Consider the following 18,405-nt stretch of genomic DNA (forward strand, 5'->3'; position numbering starts at 1 on the left):
CCCCGTGCGGGACCACGGTCGCGGACCCCGAGCTACTGCGTTCCGGCTGATCACGCAACATCCGCGGTCGTACGTGACGCCCCGTGTCACTTCGCGACGCTCTGAGACGCACTCATTGGCCGGCATCCGCAGCCCGCTCTAGCGTCTGGGGGAATACCGCCGGTATGCCGCACCGGCGCAGCGAAGGAACAGTCGCATCGTGACCACCAGCCACACCCCACCGCGCGCCGCCACCCGGCCGCCGCGCCCGTCGACCAAGCCCAACGGGCAATGGAAGATCGACGGCACCACGCCTCTCAACGGAAACGAGGAGTGGAAGCAGGTCGACGACGGTCTGGCCGTGCGCGAGCGCATCGAGAACATCTACGCCGCGGGCGGCTTCACCTCCATCGACCCGACCGATCTGCACGGCCGGTTCCGCGTGTGGGGCCTGTACACCCAGCGCAAGCCCGGCATCGACGGCGGTCGCACCGCCACCCTGAGCCCCGAAGAGCTCGAAGACGAGTACTTCATGCTCCGCGTGCGCATCGACGGCGGGCAGCTCACCACCGAGCAGCTGCGCGTCATCGCCGGCATCTCGCAGGAGTTCGGCCGCGACACCGCCGATCTCACCGACCGCCAGAACGTGCAGCTGCACTGGGTCGAGGTCGAGTCGATGCCCGAGATCTGGCGCCGGCTCGAAGCGGTCGGGCTCGGCACGACCGAGGCGTGCGGCGACGTGCCGCGCGTCGTGCTCGGCTCCCCCGTCGCGGGGATCTCCGCCGAAGAGCTCATCGACCCGACGCCGCAGATCGACGAGATCACGAGCCGCTTCATCGGCGATCCGACGCTCTCGAACCTTCCGCGCAAGTTCAAGTCGGCCATCACCGGCCACCCCAACCACGACGTGGTGCACGAGATCAACGACGTCGCCTTCGTCGCCGTCGAGCACCCCGAGCTCGGCATCGGGTACGACCTGTGGGTCGGTGGCGGCCTGTCGACCACCCCGCGCCTCGGCGAGCGCCTGGGTGTCTTCGTCGCACCCGAGCGGGTCGCCGAAGCCTGGCACGGCGTCGCGCAGATCTTCCGCGACTACGGCTACCGGCGCCTCCGCAACAAGGCGCGCTTGAAGTTCCTTCTCGCCGAGTGGGGGACCGAGAAGTTCCGGCAGGTGCTGCAGGACGAATACCTCGGCTACGCCCTGCCCGACGGTCCCACGCTGCCCAAGCCCGCCGCCCCCGGTGACCACGTCGGCATCCACCGTCAGAAGGACGGCCGCTTCTACGTCGGCGCGACGCCCGTCGTCGGCCGCGTCTCGGGTACCACCCTCGCCCGTCTCGCCGACCTCATCGAGGAGCACGGATCGACGCGGCTGCGCACGACCCCGCACCAGAAGGTCGTCATCCTCGACATCCCCGAGGACCGGGTCGAGTCGCTCGTCGCCGGTCTCGACGACCTCGGCCTGCAGGCACGACCGAGTCTCATCCGCCGCGGCACCATCGCGTGCACCGGCATCGAGTTCTGCAAGCTCGCGATCGTCGAGACCAAGGTCAACGCCACCGCCGCGGTCCTCGAGCTCGAGGAGCGCCTCGCGGGCTTCGACCTGCCGCACCCCATCTCGCTGCACGTCAACGGCTGCCCCAACTCGTGCGCACGCATCCAGACCGCCGACATCGGCCTCAAGGGTCAGCTCGTCACGATCGACGGCGAGCAGGTGCCCGGCTACCAGGTGCACCTCGGCGGAGGGCTCGCCTCCCAGGACCGCGACGAGGCCGGCCTCGGTCGCACGGTCCGCGGCCTCAAGGTCGCCGCCGACGGCATCGCCGACTACGTGGACCGGGTCGTGCACCGCTTCCTCGACGACCGCGACGCCGGCATCGACGAGACCTTCGCCCAGTGGGCCCACCGCGCCGACGAGGAGGCCCTGCAGTGACCGTGTCGCTCGCCCCCCGCATCACCGCGCGCCGCGGCGCCGCCGAGCTCGAAGCCCTCGCCGAACAGGGCAACGAAGAGCTCCGCAGCCTCGCGGCCGATGAGGCGACCCCCGCCGAAGTCATCGCCTGGGTCGCCCGGCACTTCGCGCCCGAAGCCGCGGCGGTGGCGTGCTCGATGGCGGATGCCGCGCTGCCGCACCTCGTGTCCGAGCAGCTGCCGAACGTCGACGTGCTCTTCCTCGACACCGGCTATCACTTCCGCGAGACCCACTTCACGCGCGACGAGGTCGACCGCGCCCTCGACGTACGCGTCGTCGACGTGCTGCCCGAGCAGACGGTCGCCGAACAGGATGACGAGTTCGGCGCGCGCCTGTACGAGCGCGACCCCGCCTTGTGCTGCGCCCGCCGCAAGGTCGACCCCCTGCAGGGAGCGCTCGGCGGCTACGAGGTGTGGTTCACCGGCGTCCGCCGCGACGAGGCGCCCACGCGAACGAACACCCCGCTGGTCACCTGGGACGAGCGCAACGGCCTCGTCAAGGTGAACCCGGTCGCGGCGTGGAGCTTCGACGACCTCATCGGGTACGCCAACGACCAGAAGGTGCCGGTCAACCTCCTCCTCACCCACGGCTACCCCTCCATCGGGTGCGAGCCGTGCACGCGCCCGGTCGCCCCGGGCGAAGATCCCCGGTCCGGCCGCTGGGCGGGCCTGTCGAAGACCGAATGCGGGTTGCACACATGAGCGCTGTGTCCACGGCATCCACTGCCCTCTCCACCCTCGACCTGCTCGAGGCCGAGGCGATCCACGTCATCCGCGAGGTCGTCGCCGAGTTCGAGCGGCCCGTGCTGCTGTTCTCGGGCGGCAAGGACTCCGTCGTGGTGCTGCACCTCGCGACGAAGGCGTTCGCGCCGGGCCGCGTGCCCTTCCCCGTGCTGCACGTCGACACGGGCCACAACTTCCCCGAGGTGCTGGCGTTCCGCGACGAGACGGTCGAGCGCCTCGGCCTGCGCCTCGAGGTCGCGCGCGTGCAGGACTACATCGACGACGGCCGCCTGCAGGAGCGCTCCGACGGCACGCGCAACCCGCTGCAGACACTGCCGCTGCTGGATGCCATCGCCGCCGGCCGCCACGACGCCGTCTTCGGCGGGGCCCGCCGCGACGAGGACAAGGCGCGGGCGAAGGAGCGCATCATCTCGCTGCGCGACGAGTTCGGGCAGTGGGACCCGCGTAACCAGCGGCCGGAACTGTGGAGCCTGTACAACGGTCGCCACACCCCCGGCCAGCACGTGCGCGCGTTCCCGATCTCGAACTGGACCGAGCTCGACATCTGGCGCTACATCGAGCGCGAGGCCATCGCGCTGCCGCCGCTGTACTTCGCGCACGAACGCGAGGTGTATCGCCGGGGCGACATGTGGCATCCGGTCGGTCCGTTCTCCCCTCCCCGTGAGGACGAGCGGGTCGAGGTGCGCACCGTCCGCTACCGCACCGTGGGAGATATGAGCTGCACCGGAGCGGTCGAATCGGATGCCGCCGACCTCACGGCCATCGTCGCCGAGGTCGCCCGCACCACCATCACCGAACGCGGGGCCACCCGCGCCGACGACCGTCTCAGCGAGGCGGCCATGGAGGACCGCAAGAAGGACGGGTACTTCTGATGTCTCTCGACACCCTCGAGGCGCCGGTCCGGACGACCGAGCCGACGCTCTTCCGCTTCGCCACCGCGGGCTCCGTTGACGACGGCAAGTCCACGCTCGTGGGACGCCTGCTGCACGACGCGAAGGCGATCCTCGCCGACCAGCTCGAGCAGGTCGCGCGCACCTCGGCCGACCGCGGCTTCGCGCACGGCGCGTTCGATTTCGCGCTGCTGACCGACGGTCTGCGGGCCGAGCGCGAACAGGGCATCACGATCGACGTCGCCTACCGCTACTTCGCCACCGGCACGCGGTCGTTCATCCTCGCCGACTGCCCCGGGCACGTGCAGTACACGCGCAACATGGTCACGGGCTCCACCACGGCCGACGCCGTCGTCGTGCTCGTCGACGCCCGCGCCGGCGTGGTCGAGCAGACGCGTCGCCACCTCGCCGTGGTCGCGCTGCTGCGCGTGCCGCACGTGATCATCGCCGTGAACAAGATCGACCTCGTCGACTTCTCCGCCGAGGTGTTCGCCCGCGTCTCCGCCGACGCGCGAGCGGTGGCGACCGAGCTCGAGATCGACGACCTGCACGTGCTGCCCGTGTCGGCCCTCGAGGGCGACAACATCGTCGACCGCTCCACCCGCACGCCCTGGTACGACGGCCCCGCGCTGCTCGAGCTGCTCGAAACCCTCCCCTCCGCCGACGAGTCCACCCGCGCCGGCGAGCCGCTGCGCCTGCCCGTGCAGTCGGTCATCCGGCCGCAGGGCGGGCTGTCGCCGGAGCTCGCCGCCGACCCCGATACCGCCACGGCTCTGCGCGACTACCGCGCGGTCGCCGGGCGCATCTCCCGTGGCGCCGTGCGCGTGGGCGACGAGGTCGAGGTGTCGGGCTCGGGCGTTCGCACGGTGGTGCGCGGCATCCGGGTCGCGGGTGTTCCGGCCGACAGCGCCGTGGCCCCGCAGTCCGTCTCGCTCGAACTCGCCGACGACGTGGATGCCGCCCGCGGCGCCGTCATCGCCTCGGCGGGCACGCTGCCCCCGGCCCGCCGCGAGGCCGACGTCGAGCTCTTCCAGCTCGACGCGCGGCCCCTGACCCCCGGCGCGCGCGTGCTCGTGAAGCACGGCACCGCCACGGTGCAGGCGATCGTGGCATCCATCGATTCCCGGTACGACCTCGACGCCCTCACCCACGTCGACGCCGGCCGACTCGAGACGAACGACATCGGCCGCGCGCGCCTGCGCCTGGCCGCCGACCTGCCGCTGGAGCCGTACCGCGACAGCCGCCACGAGGGCTCGTTCCTCGTCATCCACCCGTCCGACGGCGCGACTCTCGCCGCCGGAATCGTGCGCTGACCGGCGCCGATCCCATCCGCGCGCCCGCACGGCGCGCCCGACCCGACCCGCCATCCAGCGGGCCCCACCGCGCCGACCGGCGCACGCCCTACTGCCTACGAAGGAGGCGAACCGTGAAGACACTGCGCACCGCGACCGCGATCACAACCCTGGGACTGATTGCGGCCATGATGGCCGGCTGCGCCACGGGGCCCGCCGCCTCGGCCGAGGGTGCCGACCAGGGCCCGGCCGCCGAACTCCGCCTCGGCTACTTCGCCAACGTCACCCACGCGCCGGCACTGGTCGGTCTGCAGGAAGGCCTGTTGCAGGAGGCCCTCGGCGATACGACGCTGTCGACCGAGGTGTTCAACGCCGGTCCCGCCGCCATCGAGGCCCTGTCGGCCGGCGCGATCGACGCGACCTACATCGGACCGAACCCCTCGATCAACACGTTCATCCAGTCGCGCGGCGAGTCGGCGCGCATCGTCGCGGGCGCCGCGACCGGCGGGGCGGCCCTCGTCGTGCGCGACGGCATCGACAGCCCGGCGGACCTGAAGGGCAAGACCCTCGCCACCCCGCAGCTCGGCAACACGCAGGACGTGGCGCTCCGGGGCTGGCTGAAGGAGCAGGGCTTCGAGACCGACACCTCGGGCGGCGGCGACGTCACCATCACCCCGACCGAGAACGCGCAGACGTTCCAGCTGTTCAAGGACGGACAGCTCGACGGCGCGTGGCTGCCGGAGCCGTGGGTGTCACGCCTGGTGATCGACGCGGGCGCGAAGGTGCTCGTCGACGAGGCCGACGAGTGGCCCGACGGGCAGTTCCCCACCACCGTGCTGCTGGTGCGCAAGGACTTCCTCGACCAGCACCCCGAGACGGTGTCGAAGCTGCTGGCCGGGCACGAGGCATCCGTGAAATGGATCGCCGACAACGCCGATGAGGCCGCCTCCGTCATCAACGCGCAGATCGCCGCCGACACGGGCAAGCCGCTCGCCGACGCCGTCATCGCGCGGGCGCTGGAGCACGTGACGTACTCGGTCGACCCGCACGCCGACACCTTCCAGACGCTGGTCGAGAACGGTGTCGCGGCGGGTACGCAGAAGGAGGGCTCGATCGAGGGCCTGTTCGACCTGCGGCTGCTCAATGCGCAGCTCGCGACCAGCGGCGCGGCGAAGGTCTCGGCCGCCGGCCTCGGCGAGGAGTGACATGACCACGGCCCGCACCGACGCACCGGCACCCGCCCTCACCACCGCTCCGGCGGTGCGCATCGACGGCGTCTCGAAGCGCTTCGGTGCGGGCCCGGTCGTCCTCGACGACATCACCCTCGACTTCGCCCCGGGCGAGTTCGTGTGCCTCCTCGGCGCATCCGGCTGCGGCAAGTCGACCCTGCTGAACCTCATCGCCGGCCTCGACCGTCCCACCGCGGGACGCATCGAGACTCCCCCCGAGGGCTCGGCGGTCATGTTCCAGGAGTCGGCCCTCATGCCCTGGCTGAGCGCGCGCCGCAACGTCGAGCTGGCCCTACGCCTGCGCGGGGTGCCGCGCGCCCGTCGGCGCGACGAGGCCCTCGCCCTGCTCGACACCGTCAACCTCGCGGATGCCGCCGACAAGCGCCCGCACGAGCTCTCGGGTGGCATGCGGCAGCGCGTGGCCCTCGCCCGCGCCCTCGCGCAGGACCGGCCCGTGCTGCTGATGGACGAGCCCTTCGCCGCCCTCGACGCCATCACCCGCGACCTGCTCCACGAGGAGCTCGAGCGGGTGTGGCGCGCGACCGGCCGCACCATCGTGTTCGTCACCCACAACGTGCGCGAGGCGGCCCGCCTCGGCGAGCGCGTCGTGCTGCTGGGCAGCCGTCCCGGCCGCGTCGTCAACGAGTGGCGCATCGAGCGCACAGAGGGCCGCCGCATCGAATCGCCCGAGGTCGCCGCCCTGTCGGTCGAGATCACCGACGAACTGCGCAAGGAGATCCGCCGCAATGCGCGCTGACACCACGGCCACGGCCGACGACCTCCGCAGCCTCGAGGCGGGCCTCGACAACCTGCAGACCACGACCGACGCGGGCGCCGGCCGCTGGCGCACGTTCTGGTCGAGCGTGCTGCCGCCGATCATCTTCGTCGTCCTTTTGGTCGCCGCGTGGCAGCTCTACATCGTCATCGCCGACCCGCGCCCCGACAAGGCCCCCAGCCCCGCCGACGTTCTCGGCGCGCTGAGCTACGCCTGGGACAGCGGCCGGCTGCAGGAGGCCGTGCTGACGAGCCTCGAACGCGGCGTCCTGGGATTCCTCATCGCCATCGTCATCGGCACCCCCATCGGTCTGCTGCTGGCCGAGGTACGCCCGATCCGTCGCGCCGTCGGCCCGATCATCTCGGGACTGCAGGTGCTGCCGTCGGTGGCGTGGGTGCCCGCCGCGATCATCTGGTTCGGATTGACGGATGCCACGGCCTACTTCGTCATCCTGATGGGCGCGATCCCCTCGATCGTCAACGGCCTCATCGCCGGTGTCGATCAGGTGCCGCCGCAGCTGCGGCGCGTCGGCACCGTGCTGGGCGCCTCGCGCTGGCAGCTCGCGACCTCGGTCATCCTCCCCGCCGCCCTCCCCGGCTATTTCGCCGGGCTCAAGCAGGGCTGGGCGTTCTCGTGGCGCTCGCTGATGGCAGCCGAGATCATCACCTCGGGCGGCACGATCGGCTTCGGTCTCGGCACGATGCTGCAGCAGACCCGCGACCTCGCCGACCTCGCCGGCGTCCTCGCCACGATCGTCGTCATCCTCGGGATCGGCATCCTGATCGAACTGGCCTTCTTCGGCCCCATCGAGCGGCGCATTTTGCGCGGTCGCGGCCTGCTGCTGTCGGGCGGGGCGCGATGAGCGGGGTGACGGAGGGGGCGGATGCCGCGGCCTCCGGCGCCGGCGCGACGATCGGGCCGGTTCCCGCCGACGCGGCGAGCGAGCGAGCGGAAGCCGCGGCACCCGATGCTGCTTCCTCGCCGACATCGACCACCGCTCGCGCGGATGCCGTCGAGCTCGGCGCCCCGGATGCCACGGAGCTCGGCGCTCCGCCGACAGCCGGGGCCGCGGCATCCGGAACCGTGTGGCTCGTCGGCGCGGGCCCGGGAGATGCGGGCCTGCTGACCCTCCGGGGGCTGCGCGCCCTCGAGTCCGCCGACGTCATCGTCGCCGACCGTCTCGGCGCCCGCGGGGTGCTCGACGGCCTCGCGGCAGACGGCGTGCACCTGACCGCCGAGGTGATCGACGTCGGCAAGCTCCCCGGCCATCACGCCGTGCCGCAGGATGCCATCAACGCCCTGCTGGTGCGCGAGGCGCAGTCCGGTCGCACCGTCGTGCGCCTCAAAGGCGGCGACCCGTACGTGTTCGGCCGCGGTGGCGAGGAACTGTTCGCGTGCCAAGAGGCCGGCATCGACGTGCGCGTGGTGCCCGGCGTCACGAGCGCCGTGTCGGTGCCCGCCCTCGCCGGCATCCCGCTCACCCACCGCGGGGTGGCGACGAGCTTCACCGTGGCGACCGCCCACGACCAGCTCCTGCCCCTCGGCGGCGGACGCGACCACACCGTCGTGCTGCTCATGGGCGTCGGCACCCTCGCGCAGTCGGCCTTGACCCTCGCCCGCGGCGAGCGCGGCGGCGACTGCCCCGTCGCGATCGTGGAGGATGGATTCGGCGCGCGCCAGCGCGTCACCGTCGGCACCCTCGCCACCATCGCGGCCCAAGCCGCGGAGCGCGGGGTGCGCTCCCCCGCCGTCGTGGTCGTCGGCGACGTCGTGCGCCTCAGTCCTTACGCGCCCGCCGCCCTGGCATCCCTCGATCTCACCTTCGACCCCCTCGCCGTTCCCCGAAAGGCCCCTTCGCTGTGACCTCGTCTTCTCTCACCTCGCTCCGTGTCGCGATCGTCGGCGCCGGCCCCGCCGGCATCTACGCGGGCAACATCCTCACGCGCGCGGTGACCGACGCCGGCGGCACGGTCGCGATCGACCTCTTCGACTCGCTGCCCGCGCCCTACGGCCTCATCCGCTACGGCGTCGCGCCCGACCACCCGCGCATCAAGGGCATCGTCGACTCGCTGCACGAGATGCTCGACGCCGGTTCCACCCGCTTCATCGGCAACGTCGAGGTGGGCCGCGACATCGCGGTCGACGAGCTGCACTCCCGCTACGACGCCGTGATCCTCGCCACCGGGGCCCTGCGCGATGCGCCGCTCGACGTCCCCGGCATCGACCTGCCCGGCTCGTACGGCGCGGCCGACTTCGTCGCCTGGTACGACGGCCACCCCGACGTTCCCCGCGACTGGCCGCTGGACGACCGCGAGGTCGCTGTGATCGGCAACGGCAACGTCGCCCTCGACGTCGCCCGCGTGCTCGCCAAGCACGCCGTCGACCTGCGATCGACCGAGATCGCCGACAACGTGCTGCACGGTCTCGAGGCCTCCGCCGTCACCGACGTGCACGTGTTCGGTCGCCGCGGACCCGCCGACATCAAGTTCACGCCCATCGAGCTGCGCGAGCTCGGCGAGGTGCCGAACGTCGACATCGTCGTGCACGACGAGGACTTCGTCGATGCCGACCCCGCCCAGGCGTCCAACAACCAGCTCAAGGTGATGCTGCGCGTCCTCAACAGCTGGCGCACGCGGGAGCAGACCGGCGCGAGCCGCCGCCTGCACCTGCACTTCTACCACTCCCCGCTCGCCGTGCTCGGCGACAAGCGCGTCGAGGGCCTGCGTTTCGAGCGCACAGAACCCGTCGGCGACGGCACCGTGCGCGGCACCGGCGAGATCCGCGAGATCGCCGTGCAGCAGGTGTACCGCGCGGTCGGATACTTCTCGAGCCCCGTGCTCGGTGCGCCGTTCGACGCCGTGCGCGGCGTCGTGCCCAACGTCGAGGGTCGGGTCGTGGAGGGCTCCGAGGTCGTATCGGGACTGTATGCGACGGGGTGGATCAAGCGCGGCCCTGTGGGTCTCATCGGGCACACGAAGTCGGATGCCATGGAGACCATCGCCCACCTGGTCTCCGACATCGAGGCCGGCGCCCTGACGGCCCCCACGGTCGACGGCGACGTGCTCGAGGCTCTAGCCGAGCGTGGCGTGCAGTTCACCACGTGGGAGGGCTGGCGCACGCTCGACGCGCACGAGCGCGCGCTCGGCGCCGCGCACGAGCACACCCGCGAGCGGGTCAAGGTCGTGTCGCGCGAGGAGCAGGTCTCCGTGTCGCGGTCGGGGGCCTTCGTCTCATGACCTACGTGATCGCCCTTCCCTGCGTGGACGTGAAGGATCGCGCCTGTATCGATGAGTGCCCCGTCGACTGCATCTACGAGGGCGAGCGGTCGCTGTACATCCACCCCGACGAGTGCGTGGACTGCGGCGCCTGCGAGCCCGTCTGCCCCGTCGAGGCGATCTACTACGAAGACGACCTCCCTGAGGAGTGGGCCGACTACTACAAGGCGAACGTCGAGTTCTTCGACGACATCGGCTCGCCCGGTGGAGCCGCCAAGGTCGGCGTGATCGCGAAAGACCACCCCGTCGTGGCGGAGCTGCCGCCGCAGGCGCATGAGTGAACAGACGGGTGGGGTGCCCTCCGTCGGGGACCGCGCGCGCGGGGCGCTAGCCCGCGGCGCCGACTCCGTCGCCGCGGCGTCCTCAGACGGACTCCCCGGCGGCGTCGCGAACGCCGATGTTCTCATCGTCGGCGGGGGGCCGGCGGGACTGTCGGCCGCGCTGAACCTGGCCCGCGCCCGCGCCTCGGTCGTGGTGGTCGACACCGGCCGGCCACGCAACGCCGCGACCCTGCGCTCGCACGGTTTCCTCACCCGCGACGGCATCTCACCGATCGAACTGCGCAAGCTCGCCCGCGACGAACTGCGCGCCTACGACGGGGTGCGCATCCTGGATCGGTCCGCCGTCGCGCGGATCGAGGCGGATGCCGACGGCTTCGTCGCGACGCTCACGGGTCGTGCCGCGGCGGCATCCCCGATTCTCGCCGCCCGCACGGTCGTGGTGGCGACGGGGCTGCGCGAGACGCTGCCCGACGTGCCGAACCTGCGGTCGTTCTACGGCATGTCGATCTTCAGCTGCGCCGCGTGCGACGGGTGGGAGTTGCAGGACCGGCCGGTGGCCCTGATCGGCGAGACGTCCGACCTCGCCGACCGTGCGCGGCTGCTCACCCGCTGGACGTCGCAGCTCACGGTGTGCACCAACGGCGCAGCGGTCATCGAGCCGGCGGACGAGGCCGAGCTGGTGGCATCCGGAATCGCTGTCGAGAGGCGCGCGATCGCCGACCTCGAGGGCGAGCGCGGACAGGTCGGCGCCGTGCGCTTCGCCGACGGTTCCTCGCTCGCGGTGGCGGGCGGTTTCGTGCGGCCGACGTGGCACGCCGCGCACGACTTCCTCGATCCGCTCACCCCCGACTGCGACGCCGACGGGCACCTCGTCACGGACCGCTCCGGCCGCACGTCGGTGCCGGGACTGTACGCGGCGGGGGATGCCGCGGCGCCCGGTCCCCAGCAGCTGATCGTCGCGGCCGGACAAGGTGGGCGGGTGGCCGCGGTGCTGGTGCAGGACCTGATGGGCGTGCGGACGGCGCACTGATGTGGGCGGGTGAGGTCGGCGGCGTGGCGTGGGGCGGGGCGGCGGCATCCGCCGGTCTCGTCCGCGAGATCACACCCGTTTCGTGAGACGACACGCGTTTGCGCGCAAACACGGGTGACCTCGGCGAAGAGGTGTGATCTCGGCGCCGGAGGGCGCCGCGTCAATAGGCGACGTCGGTCAGCCGCCGAGCGAGCCCGCGTCGGTGGAGCCGACGTCGGTGCGGTGGAAGTTCAGAGCCGAGCGAGAGGCCGTGGGGCCCCGCTGGCCCTGGTAGCGGTTGCCGTAGGGGCCCGAGCCGTAGGGGTTCTGGGCGGGCGAGGTGAGGCGGAAGTAGCAGACCTGCCCGATCTTCATGCCCGGCCAGAGCTTGATGGGCAGGGTGGCGACGTTCGACAGCTCGAGGGTGACGTGGCCCGAGAAGCCCGGGTCGATGAAGCCGGCCGTCGAGTGGGTCAGAAGGCCGAGTCGACCGAGAGACGACTTGCCCTCGAGGCGCGCGGCGACGTCGTCGGGCAGGCTGACTCGCTCATAGGTCGACCCGAGGGCGAATTCACCCGGGTGAAGAATGAACGGTTCGGTGGGATCCACCTCGATGAGGCGTGTGAGCTCGGGCTGGTCTTCGGCGGGATCGATGAAGGGGTACTTGTGGTTGTCGAACAGCCGGAAGTAGCGGTCGAGCCGCACGTCGACGCTCGACGGCTGCACCATGGCCGGGTCGTAGGGGTCGAGGCCGAGACGCTTCGCGTCGAGTTCGGCCCGGATGTCGCGATCGGAGAGCAGCACGGCCCCAGCCTAGGGCGGCGTCGGTGGCCGCGCCGCCCGCATGTCGGCGGGTGACCCGGCCGTCCACATCGGGCTCGCCGGCGGCGCGCACCGCTACGAGACTGCATCCGCCGGGCACGCCCGCCGCGAGACCGCATCCGTTTGCCGAAACCGCACGGGTTTGACGGCAATCGCATGCGGCCTCGGTGAACGGATGCGGTCTCGGCGAAGGATGTCCGGATGCCACGGGATGCGGGCCGGACGCTGTTATGCTGGCCGGGTTGCCGCAGGGCATCCGGGGCTGTAGTTCAATGGCAGAACTTCTGCTTCCCAAGCAGATAGCGCGGGTTCGATTCCCGTCAGCCCCTCAAAGCCCTCACGGGTGGCCATCGGCCGCCCGGGAGGGCTTTCATGTCACCGTGAAGCGAACCCTTGGGTGGGCCCCTGCCGCCTGAGGCTCCGCGCGCTGCGCAGCGGCGCGTGGAGGGGTGGTGGGGACGATTCCCGTCAGCCCCTCCAAAGGTCCGACATGCCGGCGCAGCCGGTGTGGCGGACCTTTCGCGTGGGTGCCGTAGGAACCGATCCGCAGCGGGTGGCACACGCCGCCGGAGGCTCCGCGCACGCCTATGTCCGTCCTGCGGTGGATGCGAACGCGGCAACCTTTTGCCTACCGTGGGGGCATGACCAAACCCGAAAACCCCTCACAGGTCGCGGTCTGGCTGTTCATCGCCGCGACCTTCGCGTTCGCATCCTCGTCCGTTTTCGGGCTCGAGGGGCTCTGGCGGTGGAACCTCGCCGCCGTGGGGTTCCTGCTCGTCATCGTGGGAGGGGTGCGCCTCGGCGTCGAAATGCGCGGGCGCCGCCCCACGGCTCCTCCCCAGGAGTGAGCGCAGACCCTCGCCGCCGGGCGCACGGGCCCTCGTGGCACGTCCGTGACGTCGCCCCGCCCGCGGTTCACACGGCTCAGGTGCGCAGGTGCGAGGCGCCGTTCAGGTCGAGGATCGCGCCCGACGCCCACTGCGAGCGGGGCGAGCTGAGGTAGGCCACGGCATCCGCCACTTCTTCCGGGGTCGCGACGCGGCCGAACGGGCTCTGATCCCGGATGCCGTCACCCGCCGCGCCGGAGAGCTTCTCCTGCTGCCTGTCGGTGCCGACGAAACCGGGCGCGACACTGGTTACGGCGATGCCGTGCGGGGCGAGGGCGACCGCGAGGGACTGGCCCATCGCGTGCAGGCCGGCTTTCGCGGCGCCGTAGGCGGGGAACTCCGGCTCTCCGCGGAATGCCCCTCGCGAACCGACGTTCACAATCGACCCGGGGAGTCCCCGTTCGATGAGGGACCGCGCGACCAGGAAGGTCACGTTCGCGGGGGCGCGCAGGTCGACGTCGACCATCTGCTCCCAGATGCGGTGCCAGGTGGCGTAGTCGACGGTGGAGATGGGATGCGAGGTCGCCGTGTTCGGCGCGATCGCGGCGTTGTTGACGAGCACGTCGATCCGCCCGAACGCCTCGAGGACGTCGCTCACGACGCGCTCCGCCGTCGCCGGGTCGGAGAGGTCGCCGCCGACGACGAGATGTCCCTCGCCATGCAGGAGCGCGAGTGTCTCGTCCGCGGCATCCCGATCGCGGCCGTAGTGGACGGCGACGCGATCCCCGCGCTCGCTGAGGGCAACGGCGATGGCCCGGCCGATACCGCGGGAAGCGCCGGTGACGAGGGAATGCAGCATGCGTCCATCCTGACAAGGTTCGCCCGGAGCCGGCGACCGTCTCGGTGTCATGCAGCGAGCAAACCTCCGAAGAGGAGAGACACCATCATCGCCACGATGACCGAGTTGAAGGCGAAGGCGAAGAGGACGTTGAGACGGACGAGAGTCCACGCCTGCCTGCTCGTCACGCGGGCGGACACCGTCGCAGCCATGGCGGACACCAGGACCGCGAACGTGAGGTAGTCCGCGAAGATCGGGTGCTCGCTCACCTCGAGGGCGATGTGGTCGCCGTCGCTCACCGACAGCCGCAAGTACTCGAGCGCGAAGGCGTAGACCATCAGCGCCCACGAGCACGACACGCACAGCAGGCCCAGAGCGACGAGAACTCCGTTGCCACGGAACTCCGGGGTCTGGGCGAGGTAGATCGTCACTCCCACCGCGACGAACGCCCCCGTCATGGTCCACGTCGATGCCCCGCCGTGACCGAACAGGCGCCGCCAGAAGCTCCGGAGCGAGCGGGTCTCGCGCTGGGCGGCCGAGCGCATGCCCCGCGGACCTTGCCGTGCGTAGGCGACGTGCGTCCACGCGAGATACACCCCGACGAACACGGGCCATGCGACCAGGAACCCCAAGAGGAGCGGGCTCTGCTCACCCGCGAACTCGCGACCGCCGTCCGGCAGCGAGAAGAGGACGACGACGCCGGCGGCGATCGCGACCACCATGCTCACGTTCGCCCGCAGGAAGTCGCTGACATACCGGCCGGCCATCTGCGTATCGTCTCACGCCCGACGAACGGCATCTGGTTCACGACACCGCCGAGCGTCCGGGCGGCGACGCGAAACGGCGACACCGCCCGGACTGTCCGGGGCTCACACGTCGGGGTGATGAACCGGTCACGCCCGCCGTGGAGCCCTCACGTTACGTCGACGCCCGCCGACCGCGGCCCGCTTGACGAGCTCCCCCGGTGGATGCGGGGTGCGATTTGGGGCGACTTCCGCTCTTCGGGGCGCGAATCCTCCACCGGAACGGCGAAACCCGCCCCAGACCAACGGACCGCGGGTCAGGCGCGGGTGAAGCCGTCGAGGTCGGGGTCCCAGAAGGCATCCGGGTTGTCGGAAGCGAGCGTCTGCTCCTGCGCGATCGCGGGCGCGTGCGGGAAACGCTGATGCTGGCGGAGCTCCTCGGCGGCCCACGCGAAGTCGGGCTCGTCGCCGGTCCAGTCGCGGGCCGGCGCACTCAGCACGTCGTTGCCGACGCCGATGACCAGCTCGGCCTGATCGGTCTCGCCCGTGGCGGTGACGATGGGGATGCTGACCGCCTGGGCATGCCCGTCGGCGGCGATCGACGCCGTCAGCTGCACGAGCGCCTCGGCGACATCGTCGGTCGTGGTCACGGTCTCACCGGCATAGGTCACAGATCGCATCCCCCCATCGTGGCGGCGGCGACGACCTGGGAGGGGCCGCTTGCCCCGCGGACCGTCGCTCGGGTAGGGCCCGGATGTCGGAGGGGTTCGCTACGGTCTCAGACACGACGTGAGGAGCGCGATCCATGGCAGACATCCCCGAACTGATCGTCGCCGACGTCGAACGCTGGCGCGCGTGGCTCGATGAGAACGAGAGCGTGAGCGACGGCGTACGCGTTGTGCTCGCGAAGAAGGGCACCACCACTCCCACGACGCTCACCTACGCCGAAGCGCTCGAAGAAGCTCTCTGCAGCGGATGGATCGACGGTCGCCGGCAGTCACGGGATGCCACGACCTTCTGGCAGCACTTCACGCCCCGCCGCTCTCGGTCGCTGTGGTCGACGCGCAACGTCGACATCGTCGCCCGCCTGGCCGATGAGGGGCGGATGCGCCCGCGCGGAGCCGACGAGATCGCGAAGGCCCAGGCCGACGGGCGGTGGGATCGCGCGTACGCCGGTCCTGCGACGATCGAGGTCCCGCCGGATCTTCAGGCGGCCCTGGATGCCGTACCTACGGCCGCGCGCGCGTTCGGCGCCCTGAACAAGACGCAGCGGTACGCGGTGCTGCACCCCGTGGTCACGGCCGCGAACGAGACCGTGCGCGCGACGCGGATCGCGCGTCAGGTCGCTCGGCTGGAAGTGGTCGGGGAGGGGCCGGGCGCATGACGTCCTCGCGGATTGCAGCGGCCCGCGACGCGTATCGCGCGACAGGTCGCTCGCTGGAGGTGGTCGGCGAAGCACCGGGGGCATGACGTCCTCACGGATTGCAGCGACCCCCGGCTCCGAGCGAGGGGCGGTGGTGCTTCCGCGGCTGAGACGCGGGCCGGGCACCGCTCGGGCCCTACCGATAATCCACGGAGCGAGAATGGGCACATGCGCGCGCGACGACTGCTGGGCCTAGGAGCCGTGGCATCCCTTCTCCTGGGCCTCGTCGCGTGTTCCACCCCGAGCCCCGAAGCTCCCTCCCCGACGCCCGTTCTCGACGCTGACGCGCCGGTCGTGGCGTTCTACGGCGACTCCTACACACGCGGGACGGGCGCGAGCTCGCCCGAGAAGCGCTGGTCGACGGTCGTGTCGGCCGAGCGCGGTTGGCGCGAGATCAACCGTTCCGAGAACGGGCTGGGTTTCGTCAACCGCCGCGCCTCGATGGGGCCCGGGCTCGACGACATCCCCGCGCTGATCATCGACGACGACCCCGACATCGTGTTCGTCACGATGGGGCTGAACGACAACTTCAGCTACGACCGCGCCCCGGATGAGATCCACACCGCCATCGACAGCGACCTCGATCGCCTGCGCGACGGGCTCCCCGACGCGCGCATCGTCGTGGTCGAACCGTTCTGGTACACCGACGACCGGCCCGCCTCGGTCGACGTCATCGCCGGGTGGGTCGAGGCCGCCGCCGAGCGCATCGACGCGGACCACATCGACGGCGCGAGCCACTGGCTCGACGGGCACTACGCCGACTCGTCCGACAGCTGGATGGCCTCCGACGGCCTGCACCCGAACGACACGGGGTACGCCTACATGGCGGAGCGGATGGATGCCGCGCTTCGCGCCCTCGACCCGCCACTGTGACCGCGGGGCAGGGAGTCGTCGAGCTCGATCGCAGGATGCACGGGAGTGGTCGGCTGGTCGAGAATCGACCGATGACCACGTCCCGGCACGCCACGAGAATCATCCCAACGCCGCGAACGGAGACCTCATGCGGGAACTGACCTACTACGTTGCAGCATCCATCGACGGCTTCATCGCCGCTCCTGACGGCACCTTCGACGCCTTCCTGGCGGAGGGGGACCACATGGCGGCCGTCGTGTCGGACTTCGCCGACGCTCTTCCGACCCATGTGCTCAACGCCCTGGGCATTCACCCCCCGAGGACCCGATTCGACACCGTCATTCAGGGGTGGAACAGCTATTCGGTGGCCCTCGACGCGGGGATTACGAACCCGTACTCCCACCTTGCGGAGTACGTCGCGACTCATCGCACGGACGAACCCTCGGGTGTTCGTTACACGAGCGATGCGCTCGCGACCGTCCGCGCCCTCAAGGCGAAGCCCGGCCTCGGAATCTACCTCTGCGGAGGAGGCTCGCTGGCCGGCAGCCTTCTGCCCGAGATCGATCGTCTGATCATCAAGAGCAACCCGGTCGTCCTCGGTGGCGGCATCCCGCTTTTCGGCGGGGTAACCGGCGCCGCCACGACATTCACCCCGCTGAGTGCGGCGACCTTCGCATCCGGCGTCACGATCACCGAGTACGTGCGGCCGACCGCCGCCACGTCCGCCGGCTGAGCGCCCACACCGCCGTCGCCGCGACCACCAGCAGCATCAGGATGCCGACGACGTGCAGCGCGAGTGACGGCAGACCCCGCTCGGGCAGGAGGAAGCCGTAGGGCACCCACCCGTCGGTCGCCCCGCGCAGTAGCACGACGGTGATCCACACGAGGGGGTAGGGCAGCACCCACCACAACTGCGTCCACGCGAGCCGCGGCCGATCCGGCGAGAAGACGATGTCGATCAGCACCAACGCTGGGAACACGACGTGCAGCGCGACGCTGACCCACACCGGGGCGGAACCCGTGCCCGGCACCAGCGCGTTGTAGACCACGGCGACGACGATCAGGCACGCCGCTCCCACACCCCAGGCCACCGAGAGCCACGGGGGAGGGCGGCGACCGTTGAGGGCGAGAGCGCCCACGGCGATGAGCACGAGCGCGGTGAGCGAGCTCGTCTGGTTTGTGAAGTATCCGAAGAAGTCGAACGGATTCGCATCGCCTACCGCGATCCGCAGAACGTACGCGTAAAACACGACGAGCAGAGCAGCGGAACCCACGACGACGCGCACGAGCGGACGGGTGCGACCGGCCGAGCGGGGTGGCTCGGGGACCGCAACGGATGCAGGGGGCATCGGGCGACGCTACCGCGCGCGGGTCACCGAACGCCCGCTCGCCCGTGGCGACCAGGCAGAAGCGGCGGGGTTCTCGGGCGCGCCCATACGCTCGGGCCCCATCGTT

The 18,405-nt window shown here is 71.1% G+C and carries 20 protein-coding genes and 1 tRNA gene; 16 read left to right on the forward strand and 5 right to left on the reverse strand.

All coding sequences use genetic code 11. The features are described 5' to 3' along the window. Window positions 1–196 precede the first annotated feature (196 nt). The 11 genes from ACXKZF_RS15470 (at window position 197) to ACXKZF_RS15520 (ending at window position 11,466) form a co-directional block, all read left to right on the forward strand. A complete protein-coding gene (locus ACXKZF_RS15470) occupies window positions 197–1,912 on the forward strand; it encodes a nitrite/sulfite reductase (RefSeq protein WP_488986011.1) in 1,716 nt (571 codons plus the stop codon). Then, window positions 1,909–2,652 (forward strand): phosphoadenylyl-sulfate reductase, encoded by a 744-nt coding sequence (locus ACXKZF_RS15475; protein ID WP_488984797.1) that lies wholly within the window; start codon window positions 1,909–1,911, stop codon window positions 2,650–2,652. The genes ACXKZF_RS15470 and ACXKZF_RS15475 overlap by 4 nt, the downstream gene beginning before the upstream one ends. Further along, on the forward strand, window positions 2,649–3,566 hold the full coding sequence (gene cysD, locus ACXKZF_RS15480; RefSeq protein ID WP_488984798.1) for a sulfate adenylyltransferase subunit CysD: 918 nt from the start codon (window positions 2,649–2,651) through the stop codon (window positions 3,564–3,566). Before ACXKZF_RS15475 ends, cysD begins: the two co-directional genes overlap by 4 nt. Next, window positions 3,566–4,897: a sulfate adenylyltransferase subunit 1 gene (locus ACXKZF_RS15485; protein ID WP_488984799.1), complete on the forward strand. Its 1,332-nt coding sequence runs from the start codon at window positions 3,566–3,568 to the stop codon at window positions 4,895–4,897. The genes cysD and ACXKZF_RS15485 overlap by 1 nt, the downstream gene beginning before the upstream one ends. A gap of 113 nt (window positions 4,898–5,010) precedes the next feature. Further along, entirely contained in the window at window positions 5,011–6,081 is a 1,071-nt protein-coding gene (locus tag ACXKZF_RS15490) for an ABC transporter substrate-binding protein (protein WP_488984800.1), read from the forward strand. A gap of 1 nt (window position 6,082) precedes the next feature. Beyond that, on the forward strand, window positions 6,083–6,862 hold the full coding sequence (locus ACXKZF_RS15495; RefSeq protein WP_055952047.1) for an ABC transporter ATP-binding protein: 780 nt from the start codon (window positions 6,083–6,085) through the stop codon (window positions 6,860–6,862). Next, window positions 6,852–7,742, forward strand: coding sequence for an ABC transporter permease (locus ACXKZF_RS15500; RefSeq protein WP_488984801.1), 891 nt, complete (start codon window positions 6,852–6,854; stop codon window positions 7,740–7,742). The genes ACXKZF_RS15495 and ACXKZF_RS15500 overlap by 11 nt, the downstream gene beginning before the upstream one ends. Beyond that, on the forward strand, window positions 7,739–8,743 hold the full coding sequence (cobA, locus tag ACXKZF_RS15505) for a uroporphyrinogen-III C-methyltransferase (protein WP_488984802.1): 1,005 nt from the start codon (window positions 7,739–7,741) through the stop codon (window positions 8,741–8,743). The genes ACXKZF_RS15500 and cobA overlap by 4 nt, the downstream gene beginning before the upstream one ends. Further along, window positions 8,740–10,116 carry an FAD-dependent oxidoreductase gene (locus tag ACXKZF_RS15510; protein WP_488984803.1) on the forward strand — a complete coding sequence of 459 codons (1,377 nt, stop codon included), beginning with the start codon at window positions 8,740–8,742 and terminating at the stop codon, window positions 10,114–10,116. Before cobA ends, ACXKZF_RS15510 begins: the two co-directional genes overlap by 4 nt. Beyond that, complete coding sequence (gene fdxA / locus ACXKZF_RS15515) at window positions 10,113–10,436, forward strand: ferredoxin (protein ID WP_488984804.1); 324 nt, start codon at window positions 10,113–10,115, stop codon at window positions 10,434–10,436. Before ACXKZF_RS15510 ends, fdxA begins: the two co-directional genes overlap by 4 nt. Before the next feature lie 124 nt (window positions 10,437–10,560). Further along, window positions 10,561–11,466, forward strand: a complete 906-nt coding sequence (locus ACXKZF_RS15520; protein WP_488986012.1) for an NAD(P)/FAD-dependent oxidoreductase — start codon at window positions 10,561–10,563, stop codon at window positions 11,464–11,466. A 177-nt stretch (window positions 11,467–11,643) separates the two neighbouring features. On the opposite strand, the gene dcd is transcribed toward ACXKZF_RS15520, so the two are convergent. Continuing rightward, window positions 11,644–12,249, reverse strand: a complete 606-nt coding sequence (gene dcd, locus ACXKZF_RS15525) for a dCTP deaminase (protein WP_488984805.1) — start codon at window positions 12,247–12,249, stop codon at window positions 11,644–11,646. Window positions 12,250–12,525: 276 nt separating this feature from the next. Between dcd and ACXKZF_RS15530 the strand changes: the two genes are divergently transcribed. Continuing rightward, window positions 12,526–12,596: transfer RNA gene (locus tag ACXKZF_RS15530), tRNA-Gly, on the forward strand. Between the two features lie 312 nt (window positions 12,597–12,908). After that, window positions 12,909–13,115: a hypothetical protein gene (locus tag ACXKZF_RS15535; RefSeq protein ID WP_488984806.1), complete on the forward strand. Its 207-nt coding sequence runs from the start codon at window positions 12,909–12,911 to the stop codon at window positions 13,113–13,115. A 76-nt stretch (window positions 13,116–13,191) separates the two neighbouring features. On the opposite strand, the gene ACXKZF_RS15540 is transcribed toward ACXKZF_RS15535, so the two are convergent. The 3 genes from ACXKZF_RS15540 to ACXKZF_RS15550 all read right to left on the reverse strand — a co-directional run bounded on the left by ACXKZF_RS15540 (window position 13,192) and on the right by ACXKZF_RS15550 (window position 15,355). Beyond that, entirely contained in the window at window positions 13,192–13,953 is a 762-nt protein-coding gene (locus ACXKZF_RS15540; protein ID WP_488984807.1) for an SDR family NAD(P)-dependent oxidoreductase, read from the reverse strand. Window positions 13,954–14,000: 47 nt separating this feature from the next. Beyond that, the gene (locus ACXKZF_RS15545) at window positions 14,001–14,699 is read right to left on the reverse strand and encodes a DUF1345 domain-containing protein (protein WP_488984808.1); all 699 of its coding nucleotides are present in this window, start codon (window positions 14,697–14,699) and stop codon (window positions 14,001–14,003) included. A gap of 293 nt (window positions 14,700–14,992) precedes the next feature. Next, window positions 14,993–15,355, reverse strand: coding sequence for a hypothetical protein (locus ACXKZF_RS15550; RefSeq protein ID WP_055952072.1), 363 nt, complete (start codon window positions 15,353–15,355; stop codon window positions 14,993–14,995). Window positions 15,356–15,480: 125 nt separating this feature from the next. On the opposite strand from ACXKZF_RS15550, the gene ACXKZF_RS15555 reads away from it, so the two are divergent. From ACXKZF_RS15555 to ACXKZF_RS15565, 3 genes are all read left to right on the forward strand, one after another. Continuing rightward, window positions 15,481–16,059: a YdeI/OmpD-associated family protein gene (locus ACXKZF_RS15555; protein WP_488984809.1), complete on the forward strand. Its 579-nt coding sequence runs from the start codon at window positions 15,481–15,483 to the stop codon at window positions 16,057–16,059. Between the two features lie 207 nt (window positions 16,060–16,266). Further along, a complete protein-coding gene (locus ACXKZF_RS15560) occupies window positions 16,267–16,971 on the forward strand; it encodes an SGNH/GDSL hydrolase family protein (protein WP_488984810.1) in 705 nt (234 codons plus the stop codon). A 127-nt stretch (window positions 16,972–17,098) separates the two neighbouring features. Continuing rightward, on the forward strand, window positions 17,099–17,683 hold the full coding sequence (locus ACXKZF_RS15565) for a dihydrofolate reductase family protein (protein ID WP_055952083.1): 585 nt from the start codon (window positions 17,099–17,101) through the stop codon (window positions 17,681–17,683). Here ACXKZF_RS15565 and ACXKZF_RS15570 read toward each other — a convergent pair. Further along, window positions 17,640–18,299 carry a Pr6Pr family membrane protein gene (locus ACXKZF_RS15570; RefSeq protein WP_488984811.1) on the reverse strand — a complete coding sequence of 220 codons (660 nt, stop codon included), beginning with the start codon at window positions 18,297–18,299 and terminating at the stop codon, window positions 17,640–17,642. The two genes, ACXKZF_RS15565 and ACXKZF_RS15570, sit on opposite strands and share 44 nt — an antisense overlap. Window positions 18,300–18,405 lie beyond the last annotated feature (106 nt).

The sequence above is a fragment of the Microbacterium sp. ABR10 genome (assembly GCF_057812175.1).

Bases quoted from the DNA above. Each gene is read 5' to 3' on its own strand.
- fdxA (WP_488984804.1), top strand. From the start codon at position 10,113: ATGACCTACGTGATCGCCCTTCCCTGCGTGGACGTGAAGGATCGCGCC.
- ACXKZF_RS15485 (WP_488984799.1), top strand. From the start codon at position 3,566: ATGTCTCTCGACACCCTCGAGGCGCCGGTCCGGACGACCGAGCCGACG.
- ACXKZF_RS15540 (WP_488984807.1), bottom strand. From the start codon at position 13,953: ATGCTGCATTCCCTCGTCACCGGCGCTTCCCGCGGTATCGGCCGGGCC.
- ACXKZF_RS15555 (WP_488984809.1), top strand. From the start codon at position 15,481: ATGGCAGACATCCCCGAACTGATCGTCGCCGACGTCGAACGCTGGCGC.
- ACXKZF_RS15550 (WP_055952072.1), bottom strand. From the start codon at position 15,355: ATGCGATCTGTGACCTATGCCGGTGAGACCGTGACCACGACCGACGAT.
- ACXKZF_RS15570 (WP_488984811.1), bottom strand. From the start codon at position 18,299: ATGCCCCCTGCATCCGTTGCGGTCCCCGAGCCACCCCGCTCGGCCGGT.
- cobA (WP_488984802.1), top strand. From the start codon at position 7,739: ATGAGCGGGGTGACGGAGGGGGCGGATGCCGCGGCCTCCGGCGCCGGC.
- ACXKZF_RS15495 (WP_055952047.1), top strand. From the start codon at position 6,083: ATGACCACGGCCCGCACCGACGCACCGGCACCCGCCCTCACCACCGCT.
- ACXKZF_RS15535 (WP_488984806.1), top strand. From the start codon at position 12,909: ATGACCAAACCCGAAAACCCCTCACAGGTCGCGGTCTGGCTGTTCATC.
- ACXKZF_RS15560 (WP_488984810.1), top strand. From the start codon at position 16,267: ATGCGCGCGCGACGACTGCTGGGCCTAGGAGCCGTGGCATCCCTTCTC.
- ACXKZF_RS15500 (WP_488984801.1), top strand. From the start codon at position 6,852: ATGCGCGCTGACACCACGGCCACGGCCGACGACCTCCGCAGCCTCGAG.
- cysD (WP_488984798.1), top strand. From the start codon at position 2,649: ATGAGCGCTGTGTCCACGGCATCCACTGCCCTCTCCACCCTCGACCTG.
- ACXKZF_RS15545 (WP_488984808.1), bottom strand. From the start codon at position 14,699: ATGGCCGGCCGGTATGTCAGCGACTTCCTGCGGGCGAACGTGAGCATG.
- ACXKZF_RS15565 (WP_055952083.1), top strand. From the start codon at position 17,099: ATGCGGGAACTGACCTACTACGTTGCAGCATCCATCGACGGCTTCATC.